Origin of the sequence: Halomonas sp. AOP43-A1-21 (assembly GCF_052376775.1) — a bacterium.
Classification (GTDB): Bacteria; Pseudomonadota; Gammaproteobacteria; order Pseudomonadales; family Halomonadaceae; genus Vreelandella; species Vreelandella colorata.
This window is the reverse complement of record NZ_JBQSWC010000009.1, coordinates 72,350-91,130: the sequence shown is the minus strand read 5'-3', so window position 1 is coordinate 91,130 and position 18,781 is coordinate 72,350. Positions and strand designations below refer to the sequence as shown.

Here is an 18,781-nt window from a genome sequence, read left to right as displayed (position 1 = left end):
CGCCTTGCCTAAGTCGCCTCATCTCAAAGCGCGCTATCGCGTGTCTCTTCGTCTTAAGTTGAATCCCTTATTGTCTTGTGCTGCGTTACTGTCGCAGTAGTTGCGTTGACTTAAACCAGATAAATCCACTGGCATAAAAGGTCATCACCAACAACACTGCCTTCAAAAGGGGCAAAACAAGGACAATAATGATGACGCACTACGTACACCAGCCGACATTCATGACCGGTGATGAGCTGTCCATTGACACCTTCAGCGTGCTTGATCCTGAAGGCGAGCTGTATAGCGGCGCCGAAGAGCCGGCGCTTGAACGTGACCATGCTCGCAGGCTTTATCACGCCATGCTTTCCACCCGGATTCTTGACGAGCGCATGATGGCCGCTCAGCGCCAGGGGCGGCTTAGCTTCTATATGCAGTGTGTCGGTGAAGAAGCTGCCGTTATCGGCTCTACCGCTGCCCTGAGCGACACCGACATGATCATGGCCCAGTACCGTGAACAGGGTGCTCTGATGTATCGCGGCTTTTCCATTGATGAATTTATGAACCAGCTATTTGGTAATGAGCTGGATTATGGCAAAGGCCGCCAGATGCCGGTTCACTACGGCTCGCGCAAGCTCCATTACATGACAATTTCCTCACCGCTGGCGACGCAAATTCCTCAGGCGACAGGCTACGCATACGGCCAGAAGCTTGCCGGAGACGGTAACTGCACGCTGACCTTTTTTGGCGAAGGTGCCGCCTCAGAAGGCGATTTTCATGCGGCGCTGAATATGGCTTCGGTGCATAAAGTACCGGTCATTTTTTTCTGCCGTAATAACGGCTACGCCATTTCCACCCCGGCGGTTGAGCAGTTTGCCGCCGACGGCATCGCACCGCGTGCATTTGGCTACCATATGCATGTTATTCGCGTGGATGGTAACGACGTGCTGGCGGTTTTTGAGGCCACGCAACGGGCGCGAAAAATCGCCGTTGAGCAAAATCAGCCCGTGTTAATTGAGGCCATGACGTATCGCCTTGCGGCGCATTCATCATCTGATGACCCGTCGGGTTACCGGCTGAAAAGTGAAGAAGAAACGTGGCGGCTCAAAGACCCTGTGCTGCGTATGCAGAAGTGGATGCTTAAAAAGGGCTGGTGGAGTGAGGAGGAAGAGACCCACCTGCAGGAAACCCTGCGTCGTGAAGTGCTCGAAACCATGAAGCGCGCTGAGAAACGTCCGTCTCCGCCTCTGGATAGCCTGGTTAGCGATGTCTATGCCGACGTTACCCCAGCGCTGCAGCGCCAATTCGATCACCTGAAAAGCCATATTCGCCGTTATCCCGAGGCATACCCGCGCGGAATGCAATCGCTGGATCTAGACGTGGATACCGCCACCAGCCCGCAGGAGGACGCGTAATATGCCCACGATGAATATGCTACAGGCAATTAATAATGCGCTGGATATTGCCATGGCGGAGGATGAAAAAGTCATCTGCTTTGGTGAGGACGTGGGCATTTTTGGCGGTGTATTCCGAGCAACCAGCCATCTTCAGGAAAAATACGGCAAGGCACGCTGTTTCAATACGCCCTTGGTCGAGCAGGGGATTATTGGCTTTGCCAACGGTTTAGCCGCGCAAGGCTCCGTTCCGGTAGCAGAAATTCAGTTTGCTGATTATATCTTTCCCGCCTTTGATCAGATTGTTAATGAAACCGCCAAATATCGCTATCGTTCCGGCGATTTGTTTAACGTCGGCGGGCTTACCATTCGTACGCCTTATGGCGGCGGTATTGCCGGGGGCCTTTATCACTCTCAGTCCCCCGAAGCCTACTTTACGCATACGCCAGGTCTGAAAGTAGTGGTGCCGCGCAACCCTTACCAAGCCAAGGGATTGCTGCTGGCGGCAATACGCGATCCAGACCCGGTGCTGTTTATGGAGCCCAAACGTCTTTATCGCGCCTCAGTTGGTGAAGTGCCTGAAGAGGATTATCAGCTGCCCATTGGCGAGGCGGAAATCATCAAGGAGGGCAGCGATATTACCCTGGTGGGATGGGGCGCGCAGATGGAAGTGATTGGTAAAGCGGTAGAGCTTGCTGAAGAGCAGGGCATTGCCTGCGAAGTCATTGATCTTCGATCGTTGCTTCCCTGGGATGCCGATACCGTGGCCGAGTCAGTGCTAAAAACGGGCCGGTTAGTGGTCAGTCATGAAGCGCCGTTAACCGGCGGGTTTGCCGGTGAAATAGCGGCGACCATACAAGAGCGTTGTTTTCTCTACCTGGAATCGCCGATTAGACGGGTAACCGGGCTTGATACGCCTTTTCCGCTAGTACTGGAAAAAGAGTATTTCCCGGACCACCTGAAAATTTATGAAGCGATTCGCGAAAGCGTTAATTTTTAGCGGTTTAAAGCGCCTAAGAACGCATGGAGAGAAACACAATGAGCGATTTTAAGCTGCCCGATATCGGTGAAGGCATCGTCGAGTGTGAAGTGGTGGAATGGCGGGTCGCGGAAGGCGACCAGATCGAAGAAGACCAGCCCATTGTCGAAGTAATGACCGATAAAGCGCTGGTAGAAATCACTGCGCCGGAAGCTGGCGTAGTGACCAAGCTTTACGTGGCCCAGGGGCAGATTGCCAAAGTGCATGCTCCGTTATATGCCTATCAGGGCGAGAGCGAGGGAGAGTCCACCACCCAGCCTCAAGAGGCCCAAGAGGATGATCATTCGGCGACTCACCCGTCCCAGGCGCCGTCTCAAGCCTTTAATAACGCAGTAGAGGACGCCGCGGAGCTGCCCGGTGCTGCACCGCCCAAAGCGTCTGGCGAAGGTGTCTATAGCGATAAGGGCAAGGTGCCTGCCAGCCCCGCCGTGAGGCGGCTGGTGCGCGAACACGGCGTCAAGCTGACCGATATGGTAGGTAGCGGTAAAGATGGCCGGGTGCTTAAAGAAGATGTGCTGGCGTATCTTGATCAAGGCAAGACAGTAGAAGCGCCCGATAAGCCGGTATCCGATCAGTCTGAAGTCCGCGCCCAGGGCCAGGAGCCACCCAGAATCGAGCCTTTGCGGGGCGTGCGCGCTGTAATGGCCAAGCGCATGGTGGTTTCGGCCACAACGATTCCACATTTTCATTATGGCGAAGAGATCGATGTCACCGAGCTATTGGCCCTGCGCGAACGGTTAAAACCCCAGGTCGACGCTCAGGGGCAACGCCTCACCTTAATGCCCTTCTTTATGAAAGCAATGGCATTGGCCGTTGCCGAAACTCCGATACTCAATGCTCAGCTAAACGAGGCTGGCGACGCGTTGCATTACTATCCCCAGTGCAATATCGGCATGGCGGTAGACAGCAAGGCCGGTTTGCTAGTACCCAACGTCAAGGGCGTTGAGCGCTTAACGCTATTCGAGATTGCCCATGAAGTAGGCCGTTTGACCGCCTCGGCGCGTGAAGGGCGCGTTGACCAGGCCGACCTTAAAGGAGGCACGATTAGTATTTCCAATATTGGTGCCTTGGGGGGCACGTATGCCGCCCCCATCATCAACGCTCCGGAAGCGGCGATTGTGGCGATAGGCAAAACCCAGTGGCTACCGCGCTTTGATGAACAGGGCGTCGTTCAGCGCCGTGCCATCATGACGATTACCTGGGCGGGCGATCACCGGTTTATTGATGGCGGTACTATTGCTCGTTTCTGTAATACGTGGAAAGGCTTTCTGGAAGCGCCTGAAACGATGCTGCTTTATTTGGGCTAAAACGTCATCGCAGGGGCTAATGAATGCCGCAGGCGCCGTTACAGCAGTTCTATATACCCGAAGAGCAGTCGGTTTATCTGCTGAACCATCACGATGCCCAAAAGCTTAAAGACTGGGTAGCGCTGTGCCAGGCACAGCTTACCCAATTGGGTTATCGGGATATCGAGCTGATCGGTAAGGGCGCCTATGGCTTTGTCTTTGCGGGAAGCGTGCCCCAGGGAAACGACTCAGTTCACTATGTGTTCAAGTTTTCCCGTATTACGCTACCCACTCACCTGCAAGAACGTCTGGAAGAAGAGGCGTTCATGCTGGAGCAAGTCTCTCACCCCCGCATTCCTAAACTGATTACCTACCAGCGCGCCAGAGGCCAGTCGATCCTGGTGATGGAGCGCGCCCCAGGATGGAATCTAGAGCAAATATCCCTGAGAGAAGGGCGTTTGTCACCGCGTCTGATTATGCGTATCGCGCAGCAGCTGGCGGATATTTTAAAAGCGCTGCGCCGCGAAGCCGGGCCACAGTGTCGGCCTGTGGTGCATGGTGATATTAAACCTTCCAATATTGTGTTTGATCCAGTGGATGAGTCGATTGGGCTTATTGATTGGGGCTCTTCAGTATTTGCTCAGCTGGATAGCGAGCTGCAGTTCGTTGGCGCTAACGTGATGGAGCTGATGTCCGATAACCTGCAGCAGACCAATGCCCGCCTGGGGGATGTCTACTTTATCGGTGAGGAGCAGCTCAACGGCGCGCTGTCTTCGCCACGCTTTGATGAGCAGGGCGCCGCCGGAACGCTTTATGCGCTGGCATCAGCCCAGTCATGTCGATTTGGTCATCGGGCAATACCGGCAAGCTCGTTAGGTCTGCCCATGGAGTTTGCAAAAACTCTAGACGGCATGCTGGACCCCAACCCGCAGGTGCGTCGTAAAGCCGGTGACTATTTTTTAAGCGCGATGCCCAGGCTTTCCAAGATGGTCATGATTGACCTGCCGGTTAGTCTAAAAACGCCGCTGGTGCCGGTCTGGGCGCGCTCCTCCAAACAAGAAATCGACACCGTGGTTTATAGCTCTCGCAAGGCGTTTCTGCGCGAAGCCAACGTTCAGGAAACGCTAAACGACGTCAATGACGTACAGCTTGACCGCTACTACAAGCAGTTTATGCAGGGAATGGGGGAGACTGAAAAAGCCTTCCTGGCCGCCGTAAGTCGCTTGGGCAAATACCCGGTAGTGGGTGGCTTGGCTGTGCGCTGGGAACGCGATGGCGTGTATATCGATTCGTCGTTAAACCTTCACGACCCAGCTCTGAAGCCTGCGTTCATCGAGGCCGTCAATAACATGGTACACCTGGCTCGGGCGATTCATCGCCAGGGGGTGTTTAAAAGCTGCCTGTTTAACGCCCGACAAACGCTACACCTGGAGCGTTTGGCGCTCGATGAGCCCTTTTATCCTGAAGCGAAGATGGCGATTAACTACGAGTTAAGCGCGGTACCCGAGCTTGAGGATCGAACGCGCCAGCACAGTTATTTTGAGGATGGGCCGGACCCGGAGGAGCTGTTAGCGCTTCCCCAATCGATCATGGATATCCTGCAAAGGCTCAACGATATCCACCATACCGGCATGATCATCTTTGAAGCGCTACCCCAGCATCTAAAAATTCACAGCTACTACCGTTTGCTAGACCCGGCCAAGGAGGATGAGTTTCGCGCGCTGTTGGCGAGTATTCTCGCCTGTGTCGACCAGATTGAAGGCCTGGGGGTTTCAGGATTTATGAAGATGCCCTATAAAGACACGCGTTTTTTTACCCACTTGGAACGTCAACCAGAATACTATTACCCCCGCGATCCGCGGGGGTATATAAAGCAGCTAGCGCAGTGAGCTAAACAATAAACACGGCACTTACGGGCTGGCAGATTCAGTGATCGCGTGAGCATTATCTGAAAGCCATGTGGTGAGCTGTTCGGTAAGCGTATCGCTGGCGCGTCCAAAGGCGTTTACGACCGAGGGAATTTCAACGTCTGCGGCTTGGCTTGTGGCACTAAAGCTTTGCGAAGCAATGGGCGTTCGCGCACTGGCTTCGACAAGCTGCACATCCAGCTGAATAACCGCCTTGGGGCGGCCATTGTCATATTCGCTTTGAAAATGGCGCAGCTCACTGAGCAGCAGTAAATCAGACGGCATGTGATCGCTGCCTACGCTGGCAAACAGGCGGCTTTGCTGTAAGGCGTCTATTAACCTGGCCTGGACAAGCTCCGGCGTATCTTCGTGCCAGCGGGCGCCTTCGTAAACATTCACGACGTTGTGCTCGGGATACACCACGATGCGGTTGCTGCTTAACAGATACCCCGCCTCGGGTGCTGCAATGCCCAAGCGTTTCTGACCACTCATGGCCGTTGGCGCTACGCTACTGCGCGCTGGGTCAGAAGATGGCAGGCGGTAAAGCGTTGCAGGATCGCTTTCCGGCAATATAGAGCAGCCTGCGCTCAATAAAAGCACCGTCGCGGTTACGGCAATAGCCCAAGGGCGTAAGCTCATGGTCGAAACTCCTCTACCTGATCGCGGCCCAGTAAAAAGTCTCTCGGGCTCTCTTCTAACTGGCGGGTAATGCGGTCTAACGTATTGAGCGTGGAGCGCAGCGCGGAAAGGGCGGGCGCTATATCCCGCGTGCCTTGAAGGGTACTCTCTACGGCACCGGCGTTTTGATCGATAAGCTGCTCCAGGCGCTGCGCCGCGCGTGCCACATCGTTACTTGCATCGGCAGCGCTTTGTATGACCTGTTGCCCGTCTTGCCTGAGGAGCTGAGTGGCCTCTTGGCTAAGCGTGTTGATACTTTCAAGCGTGGTAGTCGCCTCGCGTGAAGCGTCCGCGAAAAGCGCCATGTTCTCATCCAGCGCATCTTGCTGAGAGGCTATCATCTGGGTGATCTGGGCAACATTGGTTAAAATATTGCCTGCCTGTTCCCGGTTATTATCGTCAAACAGCTCATTAACGTTCTGTAAAATAGCGTTGATGTTATCGATCATTTCCTCGCCTTCTTCAAACAGTGTGGCGATGGGAGAAGGATCGGAACGAATAAACGGCGCATCATCGTCGGTCTGGTCAATAAGGCGTGGGCTTTCCGGCGTGCCGCCATGAAGCTGTACCGACATGCTGCCGGTAATGCTGGCAAACGCGAGTTTGGCCCGGGTGTCGGTTTTGATTGGCGTATCTTCCTCAACGCGAATGCTGGCAACCACCTGGCGAGGATCAGTGGGGTCTAGCGTCAGCTCGGTCACATCCCCCACTTCGATGCCGTTATATTGCACGGTACTGCCCACGGATAAGCCGCTAACGTTTCGCTCAAACAGAATGCGATAAGGCTGATAGTCCTGCTGGCCAGCCACTTGGCTCATCCATAGTGCAAATAGCAGCGCCGCAGCCGCGGTGAGTAAGGTAAATAATCCAATTAAAACGTGATGAGCGCGCGTTTCCATGTGCTACTCACTCCTTAGGCTGAGCCGTTGAAGAGGATGATGACTGCTCTGCAGCCCGGCCGCGAGGTCCGTGGAAATAATTTTGAATCCACTCATCATCGGTTTCGGCAACGTTTTGCAGCGTGTCCACCACCAAAACCCGTTTTTGAGATAAAACCGCGACTCTGTCGCAGGCGGCGTAAAGCGTATCCAGGTCGTGGGTGACCAGAAAAACGCTAAAACCCAGCGCATCGCGCAACGTGACCAGTAGTTGATCAAACGCGGCAGCGCCAATGGGGTCGAGTCCTGCCGTTGGCTCATCAAGAAACAAAATATCCGGGTCCAGTGCCAATGCGCGGGCCAATGCGGCGCGTTTTATCATCCCGCCGGAGAGCGATTCGGGATATTGCAAAGCGGCTTCAGGCTCAAGCCCTACTAGAGAAAGCTTTACCCGGGCCAGGTGCTCCGCATCTTCTCTGGCCAGCTTGGCATGCTCAATCAGTGGAAGCGCTACGTTTTCCTGCAAATTAAGCGAGCTAAACAGTGCGCCTTGCTGAAACAGAACCCCGAAACGCCGCTCTATCTGGCTACGCTCTTTTTCACTAAGCTCATTAAGGTTAGTGCCTAATACGTCAATGGTTCCAGCATTAGGGCGTTTTAAACCTACGATGCTGCGTAACAAAACGGATTTTCCGGTACCTGAACCACCCACCACGCCGAGTATTTCACCGTCTAGAAGGTCAAGATCCAGCGACTCATGCACGACATGATCACCAAAGCGGTTTTCCAGGTCGCGGACTTTGATAACCGGCTCTTGGCTGGGTGCAGCATTTGATGCATCGCTGGATGATGCCTCCGCGGATACATCCTTGGATGAAGATTGCTCGCTCACCAGCCCATCTCCATAAAAAAGAGTGCCGCCAAGGCGTCAATCAGGATTACCATGAAAATGGATTGCACCACGCTGGACGTAGTGTGGGCGCCAACCGACTGGGCACTGCCGCTGACTTTAAAACCTTCCAGGCAGCCAATCACGGCAATAACAAAGGCAAAAACTGGCGCCTTGCTCAGCCCGACCAGAAAATGCACCACCGAGACATCTTTTTGTAGCGTGGTCATAAACTGGTGAAATGAAATATCCAGCGACAGAACTGCAACCAGCGCCCCGCCTAATAAGCCGCTAAGCATGCCTATAAAAGCGAGAAGGGGAAGGCTTACCAGCAGTGCCATGACGCGGGGTAAGACCAAAAGCTCTATCGGATCAAGCCCCTGAGCCTGCAGGGCATCAATCTCTTCATTGGATTTCATCGCCCCCAACTGGGCCGTAAAGGCGCTCGCCGTTCGGCCAGCTAATAGGATGGCAGCCAAAAGAACACCGAACTCGCGAAGAAACGAGAAGGCGACCAGGTCGATGGTATAAACGGTAGCGCCAAAATCGGCAAGAACGGTAGCCCCCAGAAAAGCGACCACCGCGCCCACCATGAAGGTGAGCAGGGCAACAATGGGGACGGCATTCAGGCCGGTTTGCTGAATATGCGCGATGGTCGCGGTAAAGCGCCAGTGGCGTGGCCGCAACAGCGTTTGGGCAAAGGTGGCCAGTACCAAACCTATAAACGCCAGCAGCTGGCGCTGCTGGGACCACAACCCCATCATTTGCTCGCCGACGCTGGCTAGCGCATCGGTAATACGATGGGTATTGTGACGAGATACATCGAGCGGTGCATCCATGGCCTCGGCGATGCGAACCAGCAGCGCCTGCTGTTCCTTGGGCAGATCTTCCGCCCAATCGGGCACCTGCTTGGCTCTTTCAACCCCGATAATGCCGATAACCAGCACAGCCCCAGCGGTATCCAGACGCTGTATATCGGTCAGCGATACCGTCTCGTCTGCTTGGGTCTCCGCATAAGACGTGGAGGCTTCCTTAAGCTCTGGGTAATGGTTAAGCGTCCATTCCCCTTGTAAAACTAACTTTCCATCCTGGCGCGTTATCCATTCACTTGGCATCCCTGCTCCTCTACACCCGCCTATCGTTAAGTTTCTATGATGCATTCAAACGAGCGTTAGGGAAAGGCCAAGAAGCATAAACTCAGCGCATCAGTTTATGCTTTGGAGCGAGTTCCTGCTTAATTTGAGCTGCCACTTCTTTAAGCCTCGGGCCAAGATTATTGACCAGACGATCATGATCCAAACGCAAGCTGGATCCCCCACAGTTGATCGCCAGCACTTCAGCGCCATCCTCTAGAATCAGCGGCATGGCAACGGCGCTAATATCGCGTTGCCAGTCCTGCTCGGATAAGCAAAAGCCGTAATGGGCATAATCTTCCATGCTTTGCTTAATGGATGCTTCCAGAGCAGGCCACTCTTTTCCATGGAATTCTGCTAATTCTTTAAGAATCTGTTGGCGACGGGTTTCAGGCAGGCCGCATAGCCAGGCTCGGCCTATTGCCGAGGTGGCTATTGGCAAGCGTGAACCAACGTCCAAGCGAATGATCAGAGGGCCGCTACCGTGACACGTCTCCAGATAAACCATATCGCTACGGTCAGCGCCGCCCAGGCTCACGTTACAATCCGTGGCATCGGCAAACTTTTGCAAATGCGGACGCGCGACTTCACGAATGCCCATATTGGCCAGAAACCGATACCCCAGCGCCAGTACGCCGGGGCCTAAGCGGTATTTCTCCAGATGGGTGTTGTGCTGTAAATAACCTAGCTGGGTTAAGGTATAGGTCAAGCGCGAAACCGTGGGACGTGGAATCCCGGTCCGGTTGGAAAGCTCCGCATTACCCAGGTATTCCTCTCCATTGCCGAAGGCACGCATCAGCTCTAATCCGCGTGCCAGTGCAGTAACGAAATTGCGATCTTTTTCCGGCAGCTGCGGATCATCAGCAGTATTGTCGATAGCGGTCATTAATAATTCCAGCAGAGAATGTCTTATAGCGGCAAGTATCGCATAAGTGCTTAATAACCATACAAAGCGCTATCAACGAAACGACCCAGGCGCTAGCGGTATTGGGTTCGCGAAGTTGGGTTAAGGGTTGAGCCGCTCGATAATCGTCGCAATACCCTGGCCAACTCCAATACACATGGTCACCAGGGCGTAACGTCCCCCCGTTGCCTCCAGCTGGCGCAATGCCGTCAGAGCCAGGCGCGCGCCCGAGGCACCTAACGGGTGGCCGATCGCGATGGCGCCTCCGTTAGCGTTTAGGCGCGGATCGTCGGCGGATAGCCCTAACTGCTGTACGCAGCCCAGCACTTGAACGGCGAACGCCTCATTAATTTCAATAACATCCATTTGCTCAAGGGTAAGCCCTGCTCGGCTTAAGGCTTTTTGTGAAGCAGGCACCGGACCCAAGCCCATTACGCGTGGCGCAACGCCAGCGACGGCACTCGCCAAAATACGCGCGCGCGGGCGCAACCCAACCCGTTCGCCGGCCCCCAATGTGCCAACAATTAACGCCGCAGCGCCATCGTTAAGCCCGGATGCATTCCCGGCCGTCACCACGCCGCCTTCAAACAGGGCATTTAGTTTGGCAAGCTTGTCTTCAGTGCTTTGCGGGCGCGGGTGTTCATCTCTATCAACTATTAGCGGCGGCTGTTTACGCCCTTGAGGGACCTCAACGCCAAACATCTCAGCATCGTAAAAACCGGCGGCCAGCGCTTGGGCGTAGCGCGCCTGGGAGCGGGCCGCAAAGGCGTCGCTTGCGTCACGGCTAATATTCAGATCATGGGCAATATTGTCCGCCGTTTCAGGCATGCTGTGGCTGCCGTACTCGTTGGCAATCCACGGGTTGGGAAAGCGTGAGCCAATCACCGTATCGTACATTGGCTGGTTACGGGCAAACGCGGCGTCTGCCTTGCCGAGCACATAGGGCGCACGGGACATGGATTCCACGCCACCGGCCAGAAATAGCTCGCCCTCGTTTAGCCGGGCTGCACGAGCAGCATCCATCATCGCCGCCAAACCACTGCCGCAAAGGCGATTGACCGTTTGCCCCGCCACTTCGATAGGCAGGCCCGCCAGCAGCGCACCATGACGAGCGACATTACGGGAATCCTCGCCTGCCTGGTTAGTGCAGCCTGCGAGTACCTCTTCATAGCTTTCAAGGGCGAAAGGATTACGGGCGACCAGGGCTTTCAGCGTCAACCCCAGCAGTTCATCCGGGCGAATAGCCGCTAGGCTACCGCCATGGCGCCCAAAAGGCGTACGTAAACCATCATAAATATAAGCGTCTTGCATAATGATTCTCCCGATTATTCTTATGGCCGATAGCTGTCATGAAAACGGTTGTTCTGAACGAGGGTGCTGGTACGCATTAGGCTTTGGTAAGCGACATCTGCAGGGCGGCGCGGCGGCGCAACCAAGGGCTAGGGCGGTAACGGGGGTCGCCGGTCGCATCCAGCAGGTTGGTGAGTATCGTCATAATGCGTGCTGGCCCGTAATGGTCGCCCATGCGTAGCGGGCCGAAGGGGTAGCCCAAGCCAAGCTCCACCGCACGGTCGATAGTGGCTGGGGCGGCAACGCCCTGCTGGGCAATGTCGGCACCTACATTGACGATACAGGCAATAATGCGCTGGAGCACAAAGCCATTGCTGTCCTGAAGCGTGCTCACCGGGGTGCCGTCATGGCTGAGTAGGCTGGCCGCTGCTTGAGCGAAGTTAGTATCGGTCAGCGGTGTCGTCATCAAGCTGCGGCGCTTTTCAAGGCCTGCCAGCATATCTATCGCAACGCACTGTTTGGCATCTAGACCTTGGCGAAGCGCGCAGCTGGTGGCATCTTCGCCCAGTGGGGTCAGCAGGCAGAGCGCTTTTTCGGTGGGCTGTGTAGCGGTTTCTAAAGGCCAGCCAGCCGCTTCCACCAGTTCTCTAAGCGCGGCAGCATGATCGGGGGCGTCTTGGCTGATCCATACCGGGCAAGGGGATATTGAGGCTATGGCCGGCTCATCCGACATCTGCTGCTGGCCTTCAACATAGCGGTAAAAGCCTTCGCCGGTTTTACGGCCCAATAGACCCGCGCTCAGGCGTTGACGCGTTAACGGTGAAGGGCGAAAACGCGCTTCTTCATAATATTGGTGATAGATCGATTCCATCACCGCATGAGAAACATCCAGACCCGTTAAATCAAGCAGTGTGAAAGGCCCCATCCGAAAACCGCCCTGGTCGACCATGATACGGTCGATCGTCGCCGCCTCGGTGACGCGTTCACCCAGAATTTTAAGCGCTTCAGTGCCGAAGGCGCGTCCGGCATGGTTGACCAGAAATCCAGGCGTATCGGTTGTCTGGGCAGTAAAGTGGCCCATGGCGTCGCCCAGCGCGTTTACTCGCTGGGTAACATCACTGGCCGTGCGCAGGCCAGGAATAACCTCAACGATTTTCATCAGCGGAACAGGGTTAAAGAAGTGAAAGCCGATGACCCGTTCTGGGTACTGACACGCCGCTGCAATAGCTGTTACTGATAGCGATGAAGTGTTTGTTGCCAGCACCGCCTGCTGGCTAACAATTTCTTCTAGATCGCTAAACAGCCCCTGCTTGGCCTCCAGCTTCTCAACGATCGCTTCGACCACAATATCGCAGGGGGCGAGGGCGGCCAGCTCGGTTGCCTCGCGCAGGCGCTGGCTATATTGCTGTGCTTGCTCGGCAGTAATGCGCTGCTTGTCAGCGCTTCTCTGCCACAGGCCATTAATGAAGGTTTGCGCTTCTTGTACGGCACCTTCTTTGAGGTCAAAAAGCATGACGTCAAGGCCTGCCTGAGCGGCTAATTGGGCAATGCCGCGCCCCATGGCGCCAGTGCCAACAATGCCAAGCGTGGTGAAGGGGAGCGATGTTGAGTCGTTAGCCATGTATTAAATCCTTGCTTTGAATTTATTTTGTTCTGCATTGCAGAATGGCGTTTCGTTTATTGACTGCCATCCTAGGCTATGCAAAAGTGCCTGACAAGAAAAGTGAACGTTAATTCCGCTAGGCAGAATCTAGTGGGTTGATTCACTTTATCTCACTCTAAAAAGATTAAAACCGATTATTCACGCCAGGAGCCATCATGATTCGTGATACTGAATTGCTCAATCAACTCGTTGATACCATTTCTCGTTTTGTTCGCGAACGGTTAATTCCTAATGAAACGCGCTTAGCTGAAGAGGATGCGGTGCCTGCTGAGCTTCTGGCGGAAATGAAAGAAATGGGTCTGTTTGGCTTATCCATTCCTGAAGAGTACGGCGGCCTGGGGCTTACCATGGAAGAAGAGGCGTTGGTGGCCATGGAAATTGGTAAAACCTCGCCTGCTTTCCGCTCGGTATTCGGGACCAATAACGGCATTGGTGCCCAGGGCATTTTGATAGATGGCACTGAGGAGCAAAAAGCCAAATATGTACCGCGCTTGGCTACCGGTGAAATCTTGAGTTCGTTTTGTCTTACCGAACCCGATTCCGGCTCCGATGCGGCCAGCCTGCGCACCACGGCGGTACGCGATGGCGACCACTACATTTTAAATGGCACCAAGCGCTATATCACCAATGGCCCTGAAGCCGACCTGTTTACCGTGATGGCGCGTACAGACCCCGCTAATAAAGGAGCCGGGGGTATTTCTGCGTTCATCGTTGAAGGTGACACGCCTGGTTTAATCCGCGGCCCGGCTGATAACAAGATGGGCCAAAAGGGCGCGCATACCTGCGATATCATTTTTGATAATTGCCGAGTGCCCGCCGAGAACATTATCGGCGGCAAAGAAGGCCAAGGGTTTAAAACCGCCATGAAAGTGCTGGATAGAGGGCGGCTACATATTTCAGCGGTATGTGTTGGCGTGGCAGAGCGCCTAGTGGAAGAATCGTTACGCTATACGATGGAGCGCAAGCAGTTTGGCGCCGCGCTTGCCGAGCACCAGCTGATTCAGGCGATGCTGGCCGATAGTAAGACCGAAGCCTACGCGGGAAGAACCATGGTGATGGACGCCGCACGCCGCAAGGACGATGGTGAAAACGTCTCCACGCTTGCCTCATGCTGCAAGCTGTTCTGCGCTGAAATGGTTGGCCGGGTAGCTGATCGCGCGGTGCAGGTTCATGGCGGTGCAGGCTACATGTCGGAGTATGCGGTAGAGCGCTTTTATCGTGACGTGCGGCTGTTTCGTATCTACGAAGGAACTACGCAGATTCAGCAAATCGTCATTGCGCGCAATATGGTGCGGGAGGCGTCCTAATGACTTTGTCGGTTGCCTACCAAGCCCAGGATGAGGAGATTTTTGGACGCTGGGCAAGCGAGCTGGTGGCTGAACTTCCTGAACGGCTCAGTACGCGCGTGCTTGAAAACGCGCAGCGTCTTGGCGGCCAGCCAGCCATTGTGGATGGCCAGGTGCGCTGGAGTTACGCCGAGCTGGGTCAGGAAATACATGCCGCCTGCCACTGGCTAAAAACGCTGGGCATTCGTCCTGGCGACCGTATCATGACGGTGAGTGAGAACTGTCGTGCCCTGGTGGTATTGCTTCTCGCGGCCAGCGAAATGGATGTGTGGTTAGCCATCGTCAATTCACGCCTTTCTGCTCAAGAGGTTGACCTGATTCAGGCTAACTGCCTACCTCGGCGAGTGTTTTATACCTGTGAAGCGTCTCCTGAGGCCGCTCAGCATGCAGAGCGCCACATGGCTGAGCGCTATCAGCATCCGCAATGGGGCGAATTGGCTATCTCGCCCTTGTACGAGAGCGACCCCGAGCCGGTAAGCGCCAGTGGGGCTGACCAAGTCGCGGCGATGATCTATACCTCCGGAACAACGGGCACGCCCAAGGGCGTCATGCTGACCCACCGGGGTATTCTGTATATCGCCTCGATTTCAGGCGGCATGCGCCATTTAAGTCAAGGCCAGCGTGTGTATGGCGTGTTGCCCATGTCGCATGTATTTGGGCTTTCATCGGTATGCATGGGCTCTCTTTATAACGGGGCCTGTCTTTATACCGTGCCCCGGTTTGACGCCGCCCAACTGCTGGCTGCGTTAAAGCAGGAGCGGATTACCGTTCTTCAGGGCGTACCCGCTATGTACGCCCGTGCACTGGAGTTTTTAAAGCGCGAACAGCGCTCCCTAGAAGCCCCTGAGCTAATCTATATCTCTGCTGGCGGGTCGCCGCTGGATAGCGACACCAAAGTGCGTGTAGAAGCAGCTTTTGGTCTGACGCTGCATAACGGTTACGGCTTGACCGAAGCCAGCCCCACCATCAGCCAAACGCGCATCGATGACCGCTATGCCAGCAGTACGGTCGGCCGGGTATTGCCGCTTCTGGAATATCGTCTGGAGCCTTTAAGTGACAGCGGCAACGACGAGCCGTCTGGCGATGAGGTCGGCGAGCTTTGGGTACGCGGCCCCAATATCATGAAAGGCTATTTTCGTCAGCCGGAAGCTACCCGCGCGACGTTAAATGAAGACGGCTGGCTTAATACGGGAGACATTGCCCGGCTTGGCGCCGAGAACCAGCTGTATATTGTGGGGCGCAGTAAAGAGCTGATCATTCGCTCTGGGTTTAATATTTACCCTCCAGATGTCGAAGCAGTCATCAACGAGCACCCGGCAGTCACGCTAACCGCTGTGGTGGGACGCCAAATCGCGGGTAATGAAGAAGTCGTGGCGTTTGTGCAGTGCGAGGCGGGCATTGAGGTCGATATGGCTGAACTCAAGGCATTTATTGCCGAGCGGCTGGCGCCCTACAAGAGACCGACTCAAATTGTACTAATGGATGCGCTGCCTTCTACGGCAAGCGGCAAAATTCTTAAAGGGCGGCTGCGTGATTTAGCCCAACAACGCGATTTAGACCAACAACGTGATTTAGCCCAGCAGGAGAGTCGCTCATGAGTCAGTCATCAAGCGCTGAGTCGTCAACCGATAACGCGCCGCAGCAGGCGCTTATGGGGTATCACGAACTGCTGGGAATGCAGGTAGTGGAGTGGCAGGAAGGGCGCGCCGTGGTCGAGCTTGCCATCAAGCCCCAGCACCTTAATCGCAGCGGCAATGTTCACGGTGGCGTATTGGCCTCGATGTTGGATAGCGCCTTGAGCCTTGCGGGCCTGCACTGCAGCATACCCGGCAATATTCGCCGCGGCATGACGCTCTCGCTAACCACCAGCTTTGTAGGGCCTGCCCGCGAAGGAGTGATCCAAGCGATAGGCACGGTACGCGGCGGCGGGCAAAAGACGTATATGTCGAGCGGTGAAATCAAGGATTCCCAGGGAAACCTGGTGGCCATCGGGGAGGGCGCATTTCGTCGGCGCAACGGTAGCGAGTCGCCTGAGGGGATGCCAGACCCGCTGGCTGGGGAGGGCCACGAGTGAACCCAGCCCGCCTGCGGGTATCTTTTCTGCTAGTCGTAACCTCAGCAACGCTTATCCATCTGGTACTGGGTAGTCGTCTGTTCGAAGCATTGGGAATTGGCGCGCTACTGCTATATCTACTGACCCTTGGCGGTCAGCTTACAACGATGGCCAAAGGGTTGCTCTGGGTAGCCGGAGGGGTAAGCTTATTGGCGCTTTGGCGCTCGCCTGCTCCCGCTCAGCTGCTTTTTGACGCCGGAGGACGCTTTGCGTTTTTTGCGACCTTTGTGGTGGCGCTAAGTATGCTCAGGCTACCAGCTTACCGTTCACGTTTAGTGCGCCGTTGTGGGCAGAGTATGCTGCTGCAGCTACCCAGTCGGCGTTACCCCATCCTATCGCTAGGTTCGGCACTCTTCGGCATTATTCTGAATATTGGCGTGCTGAATCTGTTTGCATCGATGATTGAAAAGAGTAACACCTTAGAAGCGGCGCAAGGGCGCGTATGGGTGCAGCAGGCACGCCAGCGGCGCATGATGCTTGGGTTGTTGCGTGGATTTGCTTTGGCGCCGCTGATTTCGCCAATGGGCATTGGCGTTGCCGTTGTGCTCTCAAGTCTGCCGCAAATTACCTGGCTTGAGCTTGCGCCGTATATTTTGGGGGCCGCCGCGCTGATATTTTTTGTCGGCTGGGCCGTCGATTTTTTGACCGGCCCCCATCCACCTGCCAATAACTCTAGAGCTGTATCACCATCGTTGCGGCCAATGGTCCAGTTCAGTTGGCTATTGATGGCCATTGTAACGCTGGTCTTCTCAATTGCCTGGCTGGGTGAATTGCGTTTACCCATTGCGGCGCTACTAGGCGCACCGCTAGCGGCGGTTATCTGGCTTGCATGGCAGCGTCGTCGGCTTGGTTATGCGGGAGTACCTGGTGCGTTGAGTACGCTGCATCGACAGCTCCCTTGGTTACTTTCGCCCAGTGCTAATGAAATTGTGGTATTGGGTGCGGCAGGCTACTTAGGGCATTTGTGCGTCGGCCTAGTCGATGTTCAGCAACTTACCCCTCTATTGGGCGTACTCGACCAGTGGGGAGCATTTAACGCCGTCTTAGCCATGCTCATGGTCGTCGGGTTAGCCCAGATCGGTGTCAATCCCATCGTAACGGTTACACTATTGCTGGGCCTGCTGCCGCCGTTAATGATTGAAGGTCTTTCGCCTATCCTGATCGGTGCCTCATTAATGGTGGGCTGGGCACTGGCACTGATGTCTTCACCAATGACCGCTTCCATGCTGATTTTATCAAGATTTACCGGCGTGCCCGCCACGCTCATCGGCTATCGTTGGAATGGAAAGTTTCTGGCAGCGTGTATCCCTCTGTTGGCGGCCTGGTTTTTATGGTCGCCGTTTTAATCAGATACTAAAGGTCGCAACGCTTGATTTATCGCGAGCGTTTTTTTAAGGTGTTTTATTAAAGTGAAATAAAGTTTTGCTGTGCAAAATCTGCTCTGCAAAATAACCTCATCCGCGCTTTAAACGTTGAACAAGCCCCTGGCTCAACGTACCAGGGCTGATCAAAGAGAGCATGTCATATGAAAATTCTCGTCGCGGTTAAACGCGTCATCGATTACAACGTCAAGATCCGCGTTAAAGCGGATCACTCCGACGTGGATCTTACCAACGTCAAAATGGCCATGAACCCCTTCTGCGAAATCGCCGTGGAAGAAGCCGTGCGCCTAAAAGAGAAGGGCGTGGCCACGGAAGTCGTTGCCGTTAGCATTGGCCCCAAAGCCGCTCAGGAGCAGCTGCGTACCGCGCTGGCGCTGGGCGCCGACCGTGCGCTGCATATCGAAACCGACGAACGGGCCGAGTCGCTGGCGGTTGCCAAACTGCTGGCCAAAGTCGTCGATGCAGAGCAGCCCGGTTTGGTGATTCTGGGGAAACAGGCGATCGATACCGACAACAACCAGACCGGCCAGATGCTCGCCGCGCTGACCAACCTGCCGCAAGGCACGTTTGCCTCGGAAGTGGCAGTCGACGGCGACAAGGTCAACGTTACGCGTGAAATCGACGGCGGTCTGCAGACGATTGCGCTGACGCTCCCGGCGATCGTGACTACTGACCTGCGCCTGAACGAGCCGCGCTACGCCAAGCTTCCGGACATCATGAAGGCTAAGAAAAAGCCCATGGACGTCAAAACCCCAGCCGATTATGGCGTCGAGGTGGCGTCCAAGGTCAGCCTGCTCAAGGTGGAATCTCCGGCCGAGCGCAAAGGTGGTATCAAAGTCGCCTCGGTGGACGAACTGATCGATAAACTTAAAAACGAAGCCAAGGTGCTTTAAGAGGAGT

The 18,781-nt window shown here is 55.1% G+C and carries 16 protein-coding genes; 9 read left to right on the top strand and 7 right to left on the bottom strand.

All coding sequences use genetic code 11. The features are described from left to right. Positions 1–191 precede the first annotated feature (191 nt). From ACT3R7_RS07165 to ACT3R7_RS07150, 4 genes are read left to right on the top strand one after another with little or no spacing between them, the layout of a single operon-like run. A complete protein-coding gene (locus ACT3R7_RS07165) occupies positions 192–1,394 on the top strand; it encodes a thiamine pyrophosphate-dependent dehydrogenase E1 component subunit alpha (protein ID WP_192538569.1) in 1,203 nt (400 codons plus the stop codon). Position 1,395: 1 nt separating this feature from the next. Next, positions 1,396–2,373, top strand: a complete 978-nt coding sequence (locus ACT3R7_RS07160) for an alpha-ketoacid dehydrogenase subunit beta (RefSeq protein ID WP_193092207.1) — start codon at positions 1,396–1,398, stop codon at positions 2,371–2,373. A gap of 38 nt (positions 2,374–2,411) precedes the next feature. Beyond that, positions 2,412–3,719 (top strand): 2-oxo acid dehydrogenase subunit E2, encoded by a 1,308-nt coding sequence (locus ACT3R7_RS07155; RefSeq protein ID WP_193092206.1) that lies wholly within the window; start codon positions 2,412–2,414, stop codon positions 3,717–3,719. A gap of 23 nt (positions 3,720–3,742) precedes the next feature. Continuing rightward, positions 3,743–5,587: a protein kinase domain-containing protein gene (locus tag ACT3R7_RS07150; RefSeq protein WP_193092205.1), complete on the top strand. Its 1,845-nt coding sequence runs from the start codon at positions 3,743–3,745 to the stop codon at positions 5,585–5,587. A gap of 21 nt (positions 5,588–5,608) precedes the next feature. On the opposite strand, the gene ACT3R7_RS07145 is transcribed toward ACT3R7_RS07150, so the two are convergent. From ACT3R7_RS07145 to ACT3R7_RS07115, 7 genes are all read right to left on the bottom strand, one after another. Further along, complete coding sequence (locus ACT3R7_RS07145) at positions 5,609–6,244, bottom strand: ABC-type transport auxiliary lipoprotein family protein (RefSeq protein ID WP_192538573.1); 636 nt, start codon at positions 6,242–6,244, stop codon at positions 5,609–5,611. Then, positions 6,241–7,182: an MlaD family protein gene (locus ACT3R7_RS07140; RefSeq protein WP_192538574.1), complete on the bottom strand. Its 942-nt coding sequence runs from the start codon at positions 7,180–7,182 to the stop codon at positions 6,241–6,243. The genes ACT3R7_RS07145 and ACT3R7_RS07140 overlap by 4 nt, the downstream gene beginning before the upstream one ends. Before the next feature lie 7 nt (positions 7,183–7,189). Next, positions 7,190–7,966: an ABC transporter ATP-binding protein gene (locus tag ACT3R7_RS07135; RefSeq protein WP_040460104.1), complete on the bottom strand. Its 777-nt coding sequence runs from the start codon at positions 7,964–7,966 to the stop codon at positions 7,190–7,192. 83 nt (positions 7,967–8,049) lie between these two features. After that, a complete protein-coding gene (locus tag ACT3R7_RS07130) occupies positions 8,050–9,165 on the bottom strand; it encodes an ABC transporter permease (RefSeq protein ID WP_441675204.1) in 1,116 nt (371 codons plus the stop codon). An 82-nt stretch (positions 9,166–9,247) separates the two neighbouring features. Next, positions 9,248–10,069 carry an IclR family transcriptional regulator gene (locus tag ACT3R7_RS07125; protein WP_193092203.1) on the bottom strand — a complete coding sequence of 274 codons (822 nt, stop codon included), beginning with the start codon at positions 10,067–10,069 and terminating at the stop codon, positions 9,248–9,250. A 120-nt stretch (positions 10,070–10,189) separates the two neighbouring features. Continuing rightward, positions 10,190–11,398, bottom strand: coding sequence for a 3-oxoadipyl-CoA thiolase (locus tag ACT3R7_RS07120; RefSeq protein WP_193092202.1), 1,209 nt, complete (start codon positions 11,396–11,398; stop codon positions 10,190–10,192). 76 nt (positions 11,399–11,474) lie between these two features. After that, a complete protein-coding gene (locus ACT3R7_RS07115; RefSeq protein ID WP_193092201.1) occupies positions 11,475–12,998 on the bottom strand; it encodes a 3-hydroxyacyl-CoA dehydrogenase in 1,524 nt (507 codons plus the stop codon). Positions 12,999–13,195: 197 nt separating this feature from the next. On the opposite strand from ACT3R7_RS07115, the gene ACT3R7_RS07110 reads away from it, so the two are divergent. From ACT3R7_RS07110 to ACT3R7_RS07090, 5 genes are all read left to right on the top strand, one after another. Continuing rightward, positions 13,196–14,347: an acyl-CoA dehydrogenase family protein gene (locus tag ACT3R7_RS07110; RefSeq protein ID WP_018916229.1), complete on the top strand. Its 1,152-nt coding sequence runs from the start codon at positions 13,196–13,198 to the stop codon at positions 14,345–14,347. Further along, positions 14,347–15,984, top strand: a complete 1,638-nt coding sequence (locus tag ACT3R7_RS07105; protein ID WP_193092200.1) for a class I adenylate-forming enzyme family protein — start codon at positions 14,347–14,349, stop codon at positions 15,982–15,984. The genes ACT3R7_RS07110 and ACT3R7_RS07105 overlap by 1 nt, the downstream gene beginning before the upstream one ends. Continuing rightward, entirely contained in the window at positions 15,981–16,460 is a 480-nt protein-coding gene (locus tag ACT3R7_RS07100; RefSeq protein ID WP_193092199.1) for a PaaI family thioesterase, read from the top strand. Before ACT3R7_RS07105 ends, ACT3R7_RS07100 begins: the two co-directional genes overlap by 4 nt. After that, on the top strand, positions 16,457–17,845 hold the full coding sequence (locus tag ACT3R7_RS07095) for a hypothetical protein (protein ID WP_193092198.1): 1,389 nt from the start codon (positions 16,457–16,459) through the stop codon (positions 17,843–17,845). Before ACT3R7_RS07100 ends, ACT3R7_RS07095 begins: the two co-directional genes overlap by 4 nt. A gap of 179 nt (positions 17,846–18,024) precedes the next feature. Beyond that, a complete protein-coding gene (locus ACT3R7_RS07090; RefSeq protein ID WP_018916225.1) occupies positions 18,025–18,774 on the top strand; it encodes an electron transfer flavoprotein subunit beta/FixA family protein in 750 nt (249 codons plus the stop codon). The last annotated feature ends 7 nt before the right edge of the window (positions 18,775–18,781 follow it).